The organism is Streptococcus gwangjuense (assembly GCF_003627155.1).
Classification (GTDB): Bacteria; Bacillota; Bacilli; order Lactobacillales; family Streptococcaceae; genus Streptococcus; species Streptococcus gwangjuensis.
Map to the genome: position 1 here is coordinate 1,224,127 of NZ_CP032621.1, position 14,829 is coordinate 1,238,955.

Here is a 14,829-nt window from a genome sequence, read left to right on the forward strand (position 1 = left end):
TTTAATTTGTTTTTGAACTAGTTGCTTTCGTTGACGAGGATGTCTCCGACGAACTGCTTGTAGTTGAATTTGATGTGCTTGAACTTGGTGTCACAGGTTTTGTAGTCACCTTCATTGTTGTATCAAACGGAGTGATAACTGCTGGTAAGACAACACCATTGCGGTCGATTGCCTGCAAAGGTACTGAACCACTATAATTACCTGTTATGCGTTCGCTAGTTGGTAAAAGCGCAATAATGCGATCGATTTTTGCTAATGTTTCTTGGTCAGTTGTGACAGAAACCCGTTCATTTGACACAGTTACACTATCAATTTGTAACTTGGGATCAATCTGGCTTTGGTCAACTTGTGGCACAACAATCATCCCATCTCGCTTAACCTTCTTCCCAACTTTCACTGTAATCTTTTGAGGCGTTGCCACAGCGGTCAATCCACTTGGAAGATTTTCAATATTCAAGGGAACTTCAATCGTTCCAACACTGGCATCCGTCAAATCAGCAGTTACCTTAAACTTACGAGTGCTCTCCTGCATTTCGCTGGCCAAGGTCACACGATTGGCTCCGGTTAATACCACTGAAACTTCTGATGCAAATCCGCTAATGAAATACTGGTCATCATCATAGTGAATAACAATAGGAACGTTCGTTATCGTATTGGTGTAAGTTTCTGATTTAACCTGCCTTGCGGTATTACTATTTTGAAAGTTGGTTGACGTTGCATAGATGAATAAGATACAAGCAAAAAAGAGAGATGAAATGATGTATAGACTATTTTTTCTCATATTTCCAACCTCCTAACAAACGGTCCTTGAAACTGACTTTTTCCTCAACGGCTGGCAAAAGAATTGCTCGTAGCTCTGCTTCAAATTCTTCAATCGTCAAATCGTGCTTGAAAACACCGTTATAGGTAATAGAAATGCCACCTGTTTCCTCTGAGACGATGAAGGTCAAGGCATCGGATACTTCTGACAAACCGATAGCCGCCCGGTGTCTGGTCCCAAATTCCTTTGAAATCCCTGTGCTTTCTGTCAAGGGCAGATAGGCAGAGGTGACTGCAATCCGATTTTCTCTGATAATCACAGCACCATCGTGTAGGGGAGTGTTGGGGATAAAGATATTAATAAGGAGTTCAGCTGAAATATTGGCATCCAAAGGAATCCCTGTCGCAATGTATTCTTGCAAGGTCCGAACTCGTTGGATGGCAACTAGAGCACCAATCTTACGAGGACTCATATATTCAACTGATTTGACAAAGGCACGAATCATTTGCTCCTCTGCACTAATTTGAGTAGTAGAAAAGAAATCTGTCGCCCTTCCTAAACGTTCCAAACCAGTCCGAATCTCTGGAGAAAAGATCACAACTGCAGCAATAACTCCATAGGTGATAATCTGATTAATCAACCAAGAAATCGTTGTTAAACCAAGGATATTGGCCACAACCTGGGCTAATACAAAGATCACAACCCCCCGCACCAAAATCATAATCTTGGTACCAGCTATCGCTTTTGTAAAACGATATAAAATATAGGCCACAATCAAAATATCAAACACATTGATGGCAATACTCCAAGGACTAGAAAACAAGCTAGTCCAATATTGCAGGTTGGATAATTGTTGAAAGTTCATCTGCTGTCTCCTCTCTGTCCAAACACGTTCCTTTCTATTATACCATTTTTCTGGCATTTTTTTCCCTATCCTACTTCATTTTAAATTAAGGAAAAATATGATAAAATAAACTGACTAGAAAAAACAAAGGAGAAACCATGTCTCAACTCTATGATATTACCATTGTAGGTGGTGGTCCTGTCGGTCTTTTTGCAGCTTTCTATGCCCACCTACGCCAAGCCAAGGTCCAAATCATCGACTCTCTTCCTCAACTAGGTGGACAACCTGCTATTCTCTATCCTGAAAAGGAAATCCTCGACGTACCAGGTTTCCCAAACTTGACTGGAGAAGAGTTGACCAACCGCTTGATTGAACAGCTAAACGGCTTTGATACCCCTATCCATCTCAATGAAACAGTTCTTGAGATTGAAAAACAAGAAGATGGATTTGTCATCACAACTTCTAAAGGAAGTCACCTGACTAAAACAGTTATCATTGCTATGGGTGGCGGTGCCTTCAAACCACGTCCTCTGGAACTGGAAGGCGTTGAAGGCTATGAAAATATCCACTACCACGTTTCCAACATCCAGCAATATGCTGGTAAGAAAGTGACGATTCTTGGTGGAGGAGACTCGGCTGTGGATTGGGCATTGGCTTTTGAAAAAATTGCACCAACTACCCTTGTTCATCGCAGAGATAATTTCCGTGCCTTAGAGCATAGTGTCCAAGCCTTGCAAGAATCATCTGTAACGATCAAGACACCATTCGTCCCTAGCCAACTACTTGGAGATGGAAAAACGCTTGACAAGTTGGAAATCACAAAAGTAAAATCTGATGAAACAGACACTATTGACCTAGACCACCTCTTTGTCAACTATGGTTTCAAATCTTCTGTCGGGAACCTCAAAAACTGGGGTCTGGACCTCAACCGCCACAAGATTATAGTCAACAGCAAACAGGAATCTAGCCAAGCAGGTATCTATGCTATCGGTGACTGTTGCTACTATGACGGAAAAATTGACCTGATTGCGACAGGCCTCGGAGAAGCTCCAACCGCTGTTAACAATGCCATTAACTACATCGACCCTGAGCAAAAAGTGCAACCAAAACACTCTACTAGTTTATAAAAAAGAACCACGATTCACATAGGATTCGTGGTTTTATAGTTCATCGGCTATCTTGTTTATTTTTCTGAGTCTGTGATTGACACCACTTTTGGTCAGAGGGGCGCTAAGACTATCTGCCAACTGCTGGATAGAGTAGTCTGGGTGCTGAATCCGCAACTGCGCTACCTCCTGCAAATCCACTGGCAGATTTTCTAAGCCCATGATATCTTTGATTTTACTGATATTGTTGATGGTCTTCATGCTAGCAGAAACTGTTCGAGCAATATTCGCCGTTTCAGCATTATTAGCCCGATTAAGGTCGTTACGGGTTTCGCGCAAAATCTTAACTCGTTCAAAATCATCACGCGCCTGCATAGCCCCGATTACTATCAAGAAGTCCATAATGTCTTCGGCACGCTGGAGATAGGTCACAGCTCCCTTCTTGCGCTCAAGCACCTTGGCATCCAGTAAAAATTGCTGGAGAAGGGAGGCAATCCCTTGCGCATGGTCCAGATAAACAGAACTGATTTCCAACTGGTACTTACCTGACTCAGGATCACGAATGCTCCCATTTGCCAAGAAGGCACCACAAAGATAGGCACGACCTGCTTCCTCATCCGATAAAATCGCCTCATCAATACCTGTTTCTAGGCCAAAGAAAGAGTCGGCCAAGTGCAAATCACTCAACAAGTCCTGCACCTTTTCATCTGTAAAAACGGTATAGACTCGATTCTTGCGAAGATTGCTCCGTTGGTGGTGGCGAATTTCCGATTTGATTTCGTAGAAATGGAGAAAGGACTCGTAGAGGTGACGAGCCAGTTTGGCATTTTCTGTCACGACAGACAAGGTCAAACCCGAAGTCGAGAGACCGATACTGCCAGACATTTTGATAATGGCAGATAATTCATGCCGGCTCAGATGGTGTTGACCTAAAATTTCTTCTTTTACTGCTACTGTGAAACTCATTTTCTCACCTGTATAATCCGCATCAACTCATCCACGATCAAATCTCCATCGTGGAAGGCACCCCCATTTTCCAGACGAAGGAAGTTAGAGGAAATCACGCGCGGAACTTGCTTACAAAGACCAGCAAAATCATGTTCCACCTGCACTAAGTATTCATCAAAACGGTTGGAATTCATGTATTCCTGAGGCACTTTTTCAATATTCACCAAGACAGTGTCGATAAAAGGTCGGCCAAGGTGACCATGCAAGACTTCCACGTGGTCACTATCTGTAAAGTGTTCTGTCTCCCCACGTTGGGTCATGATATTGCAGACATAAGCTATTTCTGCCTTGGTTTCCAAAAGTGCCTGCCCAATTTCCTTAATCACGATATTAGGTAAAATCGAGGTAAAGAGGGAACCAGGTCCGAGGACAATCATGTCACTTTCAAGAATGGTCTGCACCACTCGACGACTGGCCAGAGGTGTGTCATCGTTGAGGGTATTGGTCACATAGACATGGTCAATCATGCCTGGATGGTCTGCAATATGGCTCTCTCCAGCTACTTCTGTCCCATCCCGGAAAACTGCGTGCAGGGTCAAAGGATGATCACTGGAAGGATAAATCTTCCCTGTTGTATGGAAAAATTTGCTCAGTAACTGCATGGCATTATAGGTCGAACCCTGCATTTCTGACAAGCCAGCAATGATGAGATTACCCAATGGATGACCAGCAAAGGCTCCTGCATCTTCAGAAAAGCGATACTGAAAGACTTTCTCATAAAACTTAGGCATATCCGACATGGCCACCAGGACATTGCGAAGATCACCTGGCGGTGTCAATTGTTGCATATTTTTTCGAAGTTCACCTGATGAACCACCGTCATCTGCTACCGTTACGATAGCAGCAATTTCCACATCTTTTTCACGCAGACTTTTAAGAATGACAGGGATCCCAGTCCCTCCACCAATCACCGTTATCTTTGGTTTTCTCATGAACGGTTTACCGTTTCCTTTCTTCGGTCTTTGTCGCGATGCCCTTCATTAACAGGCCAATTCTTAGATAAGTCTTGCGCCAAGCGTTTGGCAAAGGCCACACTACGGTGTTGACCACCCGTACACCCCATGGCAATGGTCAAAACGGACTTACCTTCCTTTTGGTAACTTGGCAAAATCGGCTCAATCAAGGCCAACAAATGTTGATAGAAGTCTTCTGACTCAGGGTGATTCATGACATAGTCATAAACTGGTTCATCTACACCCGTTTGGTTTCTCAGTTCTGGAAGGTAATATGGATTTGGCAAAAAGCGCACATCAAAGACTAAATCTGCATCAATTGGGATTCCATATTTAAAGCCGAAAGACATTACTTCTATACGGAAAGACTGGACTTGTTCCTGATCTGAAAACTGCTCTGCAATGGTTTTACGCAGTTCACGTGGAGTGAGTTCAGTTGTATCCACCACATTTTGGCTCATGTTTTTCAGTGGTGCCAAGAGTTCACGCTCCAGCTTGATTCCATCCAAAATCCGACCGTCTGCTGCTAGTGGGTGACTTCGTCTGGTTTCCTTGTAGCGTGCCACCAATTCCTTATCAGCCGCATCCAAAAATAGAATTTTAAAGTCCAGTTCTTCCTTATTTTCCAACTCATCCAAAACAGCTGAAATCTCTGAGAAGAAAGAACGGCTACGCATATCCACTACCAAAGCTAACTTATGGTCGTCTTCCTTGGTTTCAACCAACTGTAAAAATTTAGGCAAGAGGGCCGGCGGCATATTATCAATGGTAAAATAACCTAGATCCTCGAAGGACTGAATGGCCACAGTTTTTCCTGCCCCACTCATCCCTGTCACAATCACCAAGTGAAGTTGTTTCTTTGTCATCTTTTTCTCCTTATATCAAAAGAAGTTTGGCAGAACCAAACTTCAACTAGCTTATCCAATCTCTGCGATGACTTCGATTTCGACTTTTACATCACGAGGAAGACGAGCTACCTCCACAGCTGAACGAGCTGGGAATTCCTCTTTAAAGGCTGTTTGGTAAACCTCGTTAAAAGGAACAAAGTCGTTCATATCACTCAAGAAGCAAGTTGTTTTGACAACATGGTCAAAGTCTGTTCCAGCTTCTGCCAAAATAGCACCGATGTTTTTTAAGACTTGTTCTGTCTGTTCTTGAATCGTTTCTCCAACGATTTCCCCAGTTTCAGGAGATAGGGGAACTTGACCGCTAGCAAACAAAAGGTTGCCAACGATTTTTCCTTGAACATATGGTCCGATAGCCTTTGGAGCTTTATCTGTATGAATTGTTTTTGCCATTTTCTTTTCCTCACAATTTTTCTAAGATTGCATCCCAAGCCTCATCCATCCCTGCCTTGCTGACAGAAGAAAAGAGGATGAAGTCATCACTTGGGTCAAAGTTTAATTTCTTTTTAATTGCTGATTCATGCTTGTTCCACTTACCACGAGGAATCTTGTCTGCCTTAGTCGCAACGATGATAACCGGAATCTCATAGTATTTGAGAAATTCATACATCTGTACATCATCTGCTGACGGGTCATGACGAAGGTCAACTAGACTGACAACCGCACGGAGATTTTCCCGAGTTGTTAGATACTCTTCAATCATGCGCCCCCACTTTTCACGTTCCTTTTTGGAAACGCGGGCATAGCCATAACCAGGCACATCCACAAAGCGCATCTTGTCATCAATGTTAAAGAAGTTAAGAAGCTGAGTTTTACCAGGTTTCCCCGATGTACGAGCCAGATTCTTACGGTTGAGCATGGTGTTGATAAAGCTAGACTTGCCTACATTCGACCGGCCTGCAAGAGCGATCTCTGGCAGTTCATCCTGCGGATAGTGGGACTTATTAGCCGCACTGAGCAAGATTTCAGCATTATGTGTATTCAGTTCCATAGTCACCTCTAGGCTGTTTCCAAGATTGGTTTATCCGTTCCATCGACAGCTTCTTTTGTGATGCGAACCAATTTCACATTTTCCTGACTCGGTACTTCAAACATGACATCTAGCATGGTTTCTTCAATGATGGAACGAAGACCACGCGCACCGGTTTTGCGTTCGATAGCCTTATTGGCGATTTCTTGAAGGGCTTCGTCGTCAAATTCCAACTCAACATCGTCATAAGATAACAAGGTTTGATATTGTTTGACCAAGGCATTTCTTGGCTCTTTCAAAATACGAACCAAGTCATCAACAGTCAATTGCTCAAGAGCTGCAAAGACAGGTAAGCGTCCAATCAGCTCAGGAATAATACCGAATTTTTGAATATCTTCTGCGATGATTTCTTGCATGTATGAGCTGTTTTCATCAATCGCTTTATTGTTTTGACCAAATCCGATGACTTTTTCTCCAAGACGTTGTTTGACGATTTCTTCAATGCCATCAAAGGCACCACCCACGATGAAGAGGATATTTTTAGTATCAACTTGAATCATCTCTTGTTGTGGATGCTTGCGTCCACCTTGAGGTGGCACACTAGCAACAGTTCCCTCGATAATCTTGAGAAGGGCTTGTTGTACCCCTTCACCAGAAACGTCACGTGTAATCGATACGTTCTCGCTCTTCTTGGCAATCTTGTCAATTTCATCCACGTAGATAATCCCACGTTCTGCACGTTCGATGTTAAAGTCAGCAGCCTGCAAGAGTTTAAGGAGGATATTTTCCACATCCTCACCTACATAACCAGCCTCCGTAAGAGCTGTGGCATCTGCGATCGCAAAAGGCACATTCAAGCTCTTAGCCAAGGTCTGAGCAAGGAAAGTTTTCCCTGAACCAGTTGGGCCAATCATTAAGATGTTTGACTTCTGCAAATCCACATCTTCTGACTCTTCACGCGTATCGTGGAAATTGATACGTTTGTAGTGGTTGTAAACTGCCACTGCCAAGGCACGTTTGGCACGATCTTGACCGATTACATAATGGTTCAAGATATGGAGGAGTTCGATTGGTTTTGGTACCTCAGACAAGTCTGCCAAGACTTCCTCAGCCAACTCCTCCCGAATGATTTCCTGGGCTAACTCCACACATTCATTACAGATAAAGGCGTTGTTCCCAGCGATTATTTTTTGTACTTCTTCTTGGCTTTTGCCACAAAATGAGCAATAAACCATCATATCATTATTCCTATTTGTAGGCATGATTTCCTTCCGTTCTATTCTATACTGTCATTCTATCTAAAATAAGGTCATGTAAAAAGCATGAATACTATTGACCAAATTGGTAAAGGCATTTAACCAGAGCAGGACAGAAAGTCCATAGCGCTTTTTACGAAAAGCCTGTACTCCTGCAAGCAAGCAGACCAAACACAGCATGGCTGTGAAAAAACCAAATATACTACGTTCCATTAGACTTCCTTTCTCTTGCGGTATTGAATGGTAAAATCATAAGGATTTTTCTCATCTTTGGTATAGGATTTGCTTGAAACTGTCTCAAAAAGGGACAAGTCAAACTCTTCAGGGAAATAGGTATCTCCCTCCACCCGAGCATGAATTTGAGTCACAATCACTTCGTCAAGGTAGGGTTCAAAAGCCTGAAAAATTTGCTTCCCACCGATAATATAAAGATTCTTGTCTTGACCCTGATACCAGTCTAGAACAGACTGGATGTCCTGAAAAGTAGCAACCCCATCTACCTTTTCTTCCGGGTTACGTGTCAAAATCAAGGTCTCCCGTTTTGGAAGCAAGCGACGCCCCATCCCATCAAAGGTCACGCGCCCCATCAAGATAGCATGATTCAGAGTTGTTTCTTTAAAGTGTTGCAATTCTGCTGGCAAATGCCAAGGCAGACGATTGTCCTTACCAATCACACCCTCTTCATCCTGGGCCCAAATAGCTACAATTTTCTTAGTCATGCTTCCATCCTTTTCACTGATAGTACTATTTTATCAAAAAACTCAAAAAAAGACTGGTTTGGAATGCGTTCAGTTTGACAGAAAAGAAGCAGGCTAGCTTTAGCCTGCTTCTCCGGTCCCTAGGACATACGTTGCTTTGCTTCTGATTCAATTTTTTTGACTACTTCTTGAATGTTCAAGCCAGTTGTATCAAGGTAGACAGCGTCCTCTGCTTGTTTGAGAGGCGAAGTCTCACGATGACTATCCTTGTAGTCACGCGCAGCAATTTCCTCTTTTAGGGTTTCAAGGTCTGTTTCAATTCCCTTGGCAATATTTTCCTTGTAACGGCGCTCTGCTCTTTCATCTACCGAAGCTACTAGGAAAATTTTCAGTTCTGCTTGTGGCAATACAACAGTTCCAATGTCGCGACCATCCATGACAATCCCACCTTGCTGGGCAATCTCTTGTTGAAGAGAAACTAGTTTCTCACGAACTTCAGGAATTGCCGCAATAGCCGAAACATGATTGGTCACTTGATTTTCACGGATAGGATGGGTAATATCCACATCCCCCACAAAGACAAGCTGCTCTCCAGTTTCTGAACGCCCAAAGCTGATTGGATGCTGGTCCAATAAGGCTAAAAGTTCCTCAATCTCTTCCACTCCTAACTGGTGTTTCAGAGCCATATAGGTCGCCGCACGATACATGGCACCTGTATCTAGATAGGTATACCCAAAATCTTTAGCAATAATCTTTGCGACTGTACTCTTACCACTTGAAGCTGGACCATCGATAGCAATTTGAATCGTTTTCATATCAACTCCTATTTGATTTTGATAACATCACCTGGATTAGCAAACCAAGACCCTGTAGCCATATGCCCAGGATTCAAGGCCTCTAGCTGAGCAATCGAGATTCCTGCACGAGCGGCAATGGCTGCTTCTCCTTCTCCAGCCATAACTTTTGTAGTTCCTTCTGGATCAGTTGGATGTTCTGAGCTACTAGATGACTCTTCTACCTTCTCCTCTGAACTAGAAGATGCCTGCTCTGAACTACTACTAGAAGTAGAAGAAACTTGCTCTACTTTTGTATCTGAATCGTGAAAATCTTTCAAGGCTGCTGTGCGATTACTCCCACCCGATGAAAGATAGATAAGAACAATAATCATCACGACTATAATCACAAAGAAAATACTTGCTAAAATGGTCAAGATACGATTAGCCAGCACTCCTCCACCTTGTTCTCTCTTACGACGTTCTGATCTTGTTTCTTCTTGATTCTCATAAATATCTTCTTGCCACGGTTCTTTTGCCATACCTTACTCCTTGTTTTTTTTTACTTTTCTTATTACAATATAAATATGAAAATCACACTTATACCTGAACGCTGCATCGCCTGTGGGCTTTGCCAAACTTATTCTGATTTATTTGATTACCACGATAATGGAATCGTGCGTTTTTACGATGACCCTGACCAACTAGAAAAAGAAATCTCTCCTAGCCAGGACGTCGTAGAAGCTGTTAGAAACTGTCCGACACATGCCTTGATTAAAGATTAACTCTAACATCGACAGGAACGTTCCACTCCTTCTAGTTTAGCATATTTCCATGCAAAATTATAGTCTTTTCTCTTTATTTTTTTCTGTAAAATCAGGAAGGTCACTTTTTTCTTTGACGAGATAAAGTGGTCTTTTTTTGGTCTCTAGATAAATCTTACTGATATACTTGCCGAGAATCCCAATGGTCAAGAGTTGGATTCCCCCAAGGAAGAGAATAACAGCCATCAGAGAGGTCCAACCTGATGTCGGATTGCCCAAAATGAGGGTCCGCACCACAACAAAAAAGGTCATAAGCAGAGAAATAAAACAAGATAGGAGACCTGCCACAAAGGCTATAATCAAGGGAAAATCTGAAAAATTAACAATCCCTTCAATGGAGTAGAAAAAGAGTTGCCTAAAACTCCAACTGGTCTTGCCAGCTTGCCTTTCGACATTTGGATAGTCCAAATAGTGGGTTTTAAAACCCACCCAGGCAAAGAGCCCCTTTGAAAAACGATTGGACTCGGTCAAAGCTAAAATGGCATCCACTACAGATTTTCTCATCATGCGAAAATCACGGACACCTGACGGCAAGGCTACTGGGCTAATTTTTTTCATGAAGCCATAAAAGAGATCAGCACAGAAACTGCGAAAGAAGGGTTCTCCCTCCCGACTAGTTCTCCGTGTTCCAACACAGTCCAGATCTGCATTCTGGTCTAGTAAGGCTTTCATCTCAAGCAACATACCAGGAGGATCTTGGAGGTCCGCATCCATCACTACCACCAAATCTCCTGTCGCATATTGCAAGCCTGCATAGAGAGCTGCTTCTTTGCCAAAATTTCGCGAGAAAGAAATATAATGCACTGCTGGATTTTGCTCCCGATAGGTCTTTAAGAGTTCCAAGGTCCCATCACTTGATCCATCATCGACAAAGACATACTCGATTTCTGTTCCCAAATCCGGAAGTAAAGCTTCCAAAGCCTGATAAAAAAGAGGAAGTACTTCCTCTTCGTTTAAACAGGGGACAATGATTGACATCACCATCTTAGTCTTCAAATCCATTTGGATGCTTGCTTTGCCAACGCCATGCGTCTTCACACATTTGGGTGATGTCGAGTTCTGCTTCCCAACCCAGTTCTGCTTTGGCTTTTGCAGGATCTGAATAGCAGGCTGCGATATCACCTGGGCGGCGTTCAACGATACGGTAAGGAATTGGGCGCCCCACTGCTTTTTCCATGTTTTGGATAATTTCAAGAACAGAATAACCTTTACCTGTTCCAAGGTTATAAACGTTTAGACCTGAACCTTTTTGGATTTTTTTCAGTGCTGCAACGTGACCTTTAGCCAAATCGACAACGTGGATATAGTCACGAACACCAGTTCCGTCTTCCGTATCGTAATCATCCCCAAACACTTGCACTTGCTCTAATTTCCCAACTGCTACTTGAGTCACATATGGCAAGAGGTTGTTTGGAATACCGTTTGGATTTTCTCCCAAATCACCACTCTCATGAGCTCCGATTGGGTTGAAGTAACGAAGCAAGACCACATTCCATTCTGAGTCTGCCTTGTAGATATCGGTCAAAATTTCCTCTAGCATAAGTTTGGTACGACCGTATGGATTGGTCACTGAAAGTGGGAAATCTTCCAAGATTGGCACGGTGTGCGGATCCCCGTAAACTGTCGCAGAAGAACTGAAAATAATGTTTTTACAGTTGTTTTCTTCCATGACCTTCAAAAGACTAACAGTTCCAGCGATATTGTTGTCATAGTAGGCAAGAGGAATACGGGTAGATTCACCGACAGCCTTCAAGCCAGCAAAGTGAATGACCCCTGTTGGTTCTTCTTGCTTGAAAATATCTCTTAGAGTATCGTTATCACGGATATCTGCCTCATAGAAAGGCACTTCAACTCCTGTGATTCTTTCAACAACTTCTAAACTTTTGCGATTGCTGTTGACAAGGTTATCCACCACAACAACCTGATGACCTGCTTGGATTAACTCAATAACAGTGTGGGTCCCGATAAAACCTGCCCCACCCGTTACTAAAATCTTTTCTTGCATCTTCTTTCCTCGATTCTCGGATTATTTTTTCTTATTTTACCATTTTTGATAGGGAATGTCATTTGCCATCCTAGAGGGGAGGCTAAAATTTCAGTAAAATTCTTATTCGCTTTTTACTCGTTTGACATAGTTTTCAATTGGGTAATTTAGAGGATCCAAGGTCATCTCCTTGTCTTGGATCAGTTGAGCCAGATGGTAACCAATGATAGGACCAGTTGTGAGGCCTGATGAACCTAGTCCACTAGCAGCATAGACACCTGCTAATTCTGGAACCTGCCCAAAGAAAGGAGAGAAATCGCTGGTATAGGCACGGATTCCCACTCGTTCACTTCTGGAAGTCGCTTCCGATAAAACAGGATAGTGGGGCAAGGCTGCCTCCTCCATTTGTTTGAGCAAGGTTTCATCTACCGTCAAATCAAATCCCATGTCATTTTCATGAGTAGCGCCTAGGGATAATTTCCCACCTGCAAAAGGAATCAAATCCCACTCCCCTTCTGGCATAACAACAGGGTAAGCTTCCATGTCTTGGGCAAGTTGATAATCTCGGAGTTGCCCCTTTTGGGGACGGACATCCACTTCATAACCTAAAGGCTCTAACAGGTGTCCCAACCAAGCTCCCGTCGCCAAAATAACTTGATCAAACACCTCTTCGCCAATCTGGTAGCCTGATGCTAAAGGTGTCAGAGTTACTTTTTCTTTGACCAGCTTGACCTGACTGGCTTCTAGCAAACGAGTGACCAAAAGCTGCCCATCTACTCTCGCTCCACCAGAAGCATAGAGCAAGTGATCAAATCCCTGCAAACCAGGGAATAATTCGTTAGCTGATTCTTGGTCCAGAATGGCTAATTGCCCTATCAAAGGAGATTCTTCTCTACGCTGGAGGGCTAGTTGATAGAGTTCTTCCAACTTAGTTTCATCCTTTTTCAGGAGAAAGACTCCCGAACGCTGGTAAAAGTCGATTTCTTGTCCTGACTTCTCTAAATCAGCTAATAAATCCACATAAAAGTCAGCCCCCAAGCGCGCCATTTTGTACCAGGCTTTATTGCGGCGTTTGGAAAACCAAGGGCTGATAATTCCTGCTGCGGCCTTGGTAGCTTGACCTTGTCCATGGTCAAAAACGGTCACCTCTAGGTCACTTTCTTTAGAGAGGTAGTAGGCAGCTGTTGCACCTACAATCCCTGCTCCGATAATGGCAACTTTTTTCATTGTTTTCACTTTCTAACTAGATATGGTGGAAAGGATTGGTCGATGCTTGACTAGGTACAATATCGATAGTCCAGCCTTTTTCAGCCTTCCATTGAGTAAGGAGTGCAGAAATTTTTTCCACAAAAAGCACTTCAATATGGTGACCTGGGTCCAATGCTAGCAAGCCATCAGACAACATATCCTGGGCAGTGTGGTAGTAAATATCACCAGTGATATAGACATCCGCTCCTTTAGCTAAAGCATCCTTATAGAAAGACTGCCCGCTCCCACCACAGATGGCTACTCTTGAAATAGGCTTCTGCAAATCAGTCTCTTGATAATACACCAATCGAAGGCTATCTAGACCAAAGACTTGCTTGACATGTCGGGCGAAATCCCCAAAATTCTGAGGCTGAACATTCCCAATACGTCCAATTCCACGTCCAGGACCTGTCTCCTGAAGATAAGTCGTTTCCTCAATGCCTAGCATCTGGCAGAACCAGTCATTGAGGCCATTTTCAACGATGTCAATATTGGTATGGCTGACATAAACTGCGATATCATGCTTGATGAGATCAATGTAAATCTGATTTTGTGAACGGCTAGCTACTAAATCCTTGATGGGACGGAAAATCGGCGCGTGCTTGACGATAATCAAGTCCACACCATTTTCAATGGCTTCAGCCACCGTTTCTTCACGAATATCCAGAGCCACCATGACCCTTTGGATATCCTTGTCCAAAGTGCCAATTTGCAGACCACGACTGTCTCCCTCCATGGAAATTTCCTGAGGACAAAAGTCTTCATATTCGTTAGTTACTTCACTTGCTAGCATGGAGAACCTCCTTGATGGCTTGAATTTTATCTACTAGAACTTGACGTTCCTCCAGATTTTTTTCTGGGATTTGTCCGAGGGCAAACTCTAGCTTAACAGCTTCTTTTTGCCATTTTTGAACAAAGACTGGACTGACCTCTTTGCACAAGAAAGGTCCAAAGCGAAGGTCACTGGCTGATAGCTTCATTTGTCCTGCTTCCACCACCAAAATCTCGTAAAACTTGCCAGCTTCTTCTAAGATGCTTTCAGCTACAATCTGAAATCCGTTCTCTTGTAGCCAGATACGCAAGTCGTCTTCACGATTATTAGGCTGGAGGATTAAACGCTCTACATTAGCTAACTTGTCCAAGCCCTCTTCTAAAATCCTAGCAATCAAACGACCACCCATGCCAGCAATAGTGATGACCGACACTTGGTCAGTCTCTTCAAAAGCTGCCAAGCCATTGGCTAAACGAACTTGGATTTTCTCCTTTAGGCCGTGAGCCTCAACATTTTTGACCGCAGACTGGTAGGGACCTTCCACCACCTCACCTGCAATGGCACCTTCAATTTGTCCTCTTTCGACCAACTCGATAGGCAGATAAGCATGGTCACTCCCCACATCTAGTAAAATGGCTCCCTGTGGCACAAAGGAAGCCACTAATTCTAATCTCTTTGAAATCATCTTCTCTCACTTTCCAAAACTCTATTATTTCTTATTATACCAC

The 14,829-nt window shown here is 43.2% G+C and carries 19 protein-coding genes; 2 read left to right on the forward strand and 17 right to left on the reverse strand.

Going from position 1 to position 14,829, the window contains the following annotated elements:
* Nucleotide 1: 1 nt before the first annotated feature.
* Nucleotides 2-781 carry a CdaR family protein gene (locus tag D7D53_RS05925; RefSeq protein ID WP_120770428.1) on the reverse strand — a complete coding sequence of 260 codons (780 nt, stop codon included), beginning with the start codon at nt 779-781 and terminating at the stop codon, nt 2-4.
* On the reverse strand, nt 768-1,625 hold the full coding sequence (gene cdaA, locus D7D53_RS05930) for a diadenylate cyclase CdaA (RefSeq protein ID WP_120770429.1): 858 nt from the start codon (nt 1,623-1,625) through the stop codon (nt 768-770). Before cdaA ends, D7D53_RS05925 begins: the two co-directional genes overlap by 14 nt.
* Before the next feature lie 137 nt (nt 1,626-1,762).
* On the opposite strand from cdaA, the gene D7D53_RS05935 reads away from it, so the two are divergent.
* Nucleotides 1,763-2,731 (forward strand): NAD(P)/FAD-dependent oxidoreductase, encoded by a 969-nt coding sequence (locus D7D53_RS05935; protein WP_120770430.1) that lies wholly within the window; start codon nt 1,763-1,765, stop codon nt 2,729-2,731.
* 33 nt (nt 2,732-2,764) lie between these two features.
* On the opposite strand, the gene whiA is transcribed toward D7D53_RS05935, so the two are convergent.
* The 10 genes from whiA to D7D53_RS05985 form a co-directional block, all read right to left on the reverse strand.
* Nucleotides 2,765-3,676, reverse strand: a complete 912-nt coding sequence (whiA, locus tag D7D53_RS05940) for a DNA-binding protein WhiA (RefSeq protein WP_120770431.1) — start codon at nt 3,674-3,676, stop codon at nt 2,765-2,767.
* Entirely contained in the window at nt 3,673-4,650 is a 978-nt protein-coding gene (locus D7D53_RS05945) for a YvcK family protein (protein ID WP_120770432.1), read from the reverse strand. Before D7D53_RS05945 ends, whiA begins: the two co-directional genes overlap by 4 nt.
* Nucleotides 4,647-5,537, reverse strand: coding sequence for an RNase adapter RapZ (gene rapZ / locus D7D53_RS05950; RefSeq protein WP_120770433.1), 891 nt, complete (start codon nt 5,535-5,537; stop codon nt 4,647-4,649). Before rapZ ends, D7D53_RS05945 begins: the two co-directional genes overlap by 4 nt.
* A 51-nt stretch (nt 5,538-5,588) precedes the next feature.
* A complete protein-coding gene (locus D7D53_RS05955; protein WP_001140420.1) occupies nt 5,589-5,969 on the reverse strand; it encodes a RidA family protein in 381 nt (126 codons plus the stop codon).
* A 10-nt stretch (nt 5,970-5,979) separates the two neighbouring features.
* Nucleotides 5,980-6,567 (reverse strand): ribosome biogenesis GTP-binding protein YihA/YsxC, encoded by a 588-nt coding sequence (gene yihA, locus D7D53_RS05960; RefSeq protein WP_000422605.1) that lies wholly within the window; start codon nt 6,565-6,567, stop codon nt 5,980-5,982.
* Nucleotides 6,568-6,575: 8 nt separating this feature from the next.
* Entirely contained in the window at nt 6,576-7,808 is a 1,233-nt protein-coding gene (gene clpX, locus D7D53_RS05965; RefSeq protein WP_012972566.1) for an ATP-dependent Clp protease ATP-binding subunit ClpX, read from the reverse strand.
* A gap of 36 nt (nt 7,809-7,844) precedes the next feature.
* Nucleotides 7,845-8,015: a hypothetical protein gene (locus D7D53_RS05970; protein WP_045612102.1), complete on the reverse strand. Its 171-nt coding sequence runs from the start codon at nt 8,013-8,015 to the stop codon at nt 7,845-7,847.
* Nucleotides 8,015-8,521 carry a dihydrofolate reductase gene (locus D7D53_RS05975; RefSeq protein WP_120770434.1) on the reverse strand — a complete coding sequence of 169 codons (507 nt, stop codon included), beginning with the start codon at nt 8,519-8,521 and terminating at the stop codon, nt 8,015-8,017. The genes D7D53_RS05970 and D7D53_RS05975 overlap by 1 nt, the downstream gene beginning before the upstream one ends.
* A 119-nt stretch (nt 8,522-8,640) precedes the next feature.
* Nucleotides 8,641-9,315, reverse strand: coding sequence for a (d)CMP kinase (gene cmk, locus D7D53_RS05980; RefSeq protein WP_004262329.1), 675 nt, complete (start codon nt 9,313-9,315; stop codon nt 8,641-8,643).
* 8 nt (nt 9,316-9,323) lie between these two features.
* Nucleotides 9,324-9,815 (reverse strand): SAG1386/EF1546 family surface-associated protein, encoded by a 492-nt coding sequence (locus tag D7D53_RS05985; protein ID WP_042750773.1) that lies wholly within the window; start codon nt 9,813-9,815, stop codon nt 9,324-9,326.
* Nucleotides 9,816-9,860: 45 nt separating this feature from the next.
* Here D7D53_RS05985 and D7D53_RS05990 point away from each other — a divergent pair, with 45 nt between their 5' ends.
* Nucleotides 9,861-10,058 carry a ferredoxin gene (locus D7D53_RS05990; protein WP_162927880.1) on the forward strand — a complete coding sequence of 66 codons (198 nt, stop codon included), beginning with the start codon at nt 9,861-9,863 and terminating at the stop codon, nt 10,056-10,058.
* Between the two features lie 57 nt (nt 10,059-10,115).
* On the opposite strand, the gene D7D53_RS05995 is transcribed toward D7D53_RS05990, so the two are convergent.
* From D7D53_RS05995 to D7D53_RS06015, 5 genes are all read right to left on the reverse strand, one after another.
* Entirely contained in the window at nt 10,116-11,081 is a 966-nt protein-coding gene (locus D7D53_RS05995) for a glycosyltransferase family 2 protein (RefSeq protein ID WP_120770863.1), read from the reverse strand.
* A 1-nt stretch (nt 11,082) separates the two neighbouring features.
* Complete coding sequence (galE, locus tag D7D53_RS06000; protein WP_120770436.1) at nt 11,083-12,102, reverse strand: UDP-glucose 4-epimerase GalE; 1,020 nt, start codon at nt 12,100-12,102, stop codon at nt 11,083-11,085.
* A gap of 102 nt (nt 12,103-12,204) precedes the next feature.
* Entirely contained in the window at nt 12,205-13,308 is a 1,104-nt protein-coding gene (locus tag D7D53_RS06005; RefSeq protein ID WP_162927881.1) for an NAD(P)/FAD-dependent oxidoreductase, read from the reverse strand.
* A gap of 16 nt (nt 13,309-13,324) precedes the next feature.
* Nucleotides 13,325-14,122: a Nif3-like dinuclear metal center hexameric protein gene (locus tag D7D53_RS06010; RefSeq protein ID WP_120770438.1), complete on the reverse strand. Its 798-nt coding sequence runs from the start codon at nt 14,120-14,122 to the stop codon at nt 13,325-13,327.
* Nucleotides 14,109-14,786, reverse strand: a complete 678-nt coding sequence (locus D7D53_RS06015) for a tRNA (adenine(22)-N(1))-methyltransferase (RefSeq protein WP_120770439.1) — start codon at nt 14,784-14,786, stop codon at nt 14,109-14,111. The genes D7D53_RS06010 and D7D53_RS06015 overlap by 14 nt, the downstream gene beginning before the upstream one ends.
* Nucleotides 14,787-14,829 lie beyond the last annotated feature (43 nt).

What these genes read in the sequence shown, in the direction of transcription:
- D7D53_RS05925 (WP_120770428.1), bottom strand. Translation starts at nt 781, where the DNA reads ATGAGAAAAAATAGTCTATACATCATTTCATCTCTCTTTTTTGCTTGT.
- cdaA (WP_120770429.1), bottom strand. Translation starts at nt 1,625, where the DNA reads ATGAACTTTCAACAATTATCCAACCTGCAATATTGGACTAGCTTGTTT.
- D7D53_RS05935 (WP_120770430.1), top strand. Translation starts at nt 1,763, where the DNA reads ATGTCTCAACTCTATGATATTACCATTGTAGGTGGTGGTCCTGTCGGT.
- whiA (WP_120770431.1), bottom strand. Translation starts at nt 3,676, where the DNA reads ATGAGTTTCACAGTAGCAGTAAAAGAAGAAATTTTAGGTCAACACCAT.
- D7D53_RS05945 (WP_120770432.1), bottom strand. Translation starts at nt 4,650, where the DNA reads ATGAGAAAACCAAAGATAACGGTGATTGGTGGAGGGACTGGGATCCCT.
- rapZ (WP_120770433.1), bottom strand. Translation starts at nt 5,537, where the DNA reads ATGACAAAGAAACAACTTCACTTGGTGATTGTGACAGGGATGAGTGGG.
- D7D53_RS05955 (WP_001140420.1), bottom strand. Translation starts at nt 5,969, where the DNA reads ATGGCAAAAACAATTCATACAGATAAAGCTCCAAAGGCTATCGGACCA.
- yihA (WP_000422605.1), bottom strand. Translation starts at nt 6,567, where the DNA reads ATGGAACTGAATACACATAATGCTGAAATCTTGCTCAGTGCGGCTAAT.
- clpX (WP_012972566.1), bottom strand. Translation starts at nt 7,808, where the DNA reads ATGCCTACAAATAGGAATAATGATATGATGGTTTATTGCTCATTTTGT.
- D7D53_RS05970 (WP_045612102.1), bottom strand. Translation starts at nt 8,015, where the DNA reads ATGGAACGTAGTATATTTGGTTTTTTCACAGCCATGCTGTGTTTGGTC.
- D7D53_RS05975 (WP_120770434.1), bottom strand. Translation starts at nt 8,521, where the DNA reads ATGACTAAGAAAATTGTAGCTATTTGGGCCCAGGATGAAGAGGGTGTG.
- cmk (WP_004262329.1), bottom strand. Translation starts at nt 9,315, where the DNA reads ATGAAAACGATTCAAATTGCTATCGATGGTCCAGCTTCAAGTGGTAAG.
- D7D53_RS05985 (WP_042750773.1), bottom strand. Translation starts at nt 9,815, where the DNA reads ATGGCAAAAGAACCGTGGCAAGAAGATATTTATGAGAATCAAGAAGAA.
- D7D53_RS05990 (WP_162927880.1), top strand. Translation starts at nt 9,861, where the DNA reads ATGAAAATCACACTTATACCTGAACGCTGCATCGCCTGTGGGCTTTGC.
- D7D53_RS05995 (WP_120770863.1), bottom strand. Translation starts at nt 11,081, where the DNA reads ATGGTGATGTCAATCATTGTCCCCTGTTTAAACGAAGAGGAAGTACTT.
- galE (WP_120770436.1), bottom strand. Translation starts at nt 12,102, where the DNA reads ATGCAAGAAAAGATTTTAGTAACGGGTGGGGCAGGTTTTATCGGGACC.
- D7D53_RS06005 (WP_162927881.1), bottom strand. Translation starts at nt 13,308, where the DNA reads ATGAAAAAAGTTGCCATTATCGGAGCAGGGATTGTAGGTGCAACAGCT.
- D7D53_RS06010 (WP_120770438.1), bottom strand. Translation starts at nt 14,122, where the DNA reads ATGCTAGCAAGTGAAGTAACTAACGAATATGAAGACTTTTGTCCTCAG.
- D7D53_RS06015 (WP_120770439.1), bottom strand. Translation starts at nt 14,786, where the DNA reads ATGATTTCAAAGAGATTAGAATTAGTGGCTTCCTTTGTGCCACAGGGA.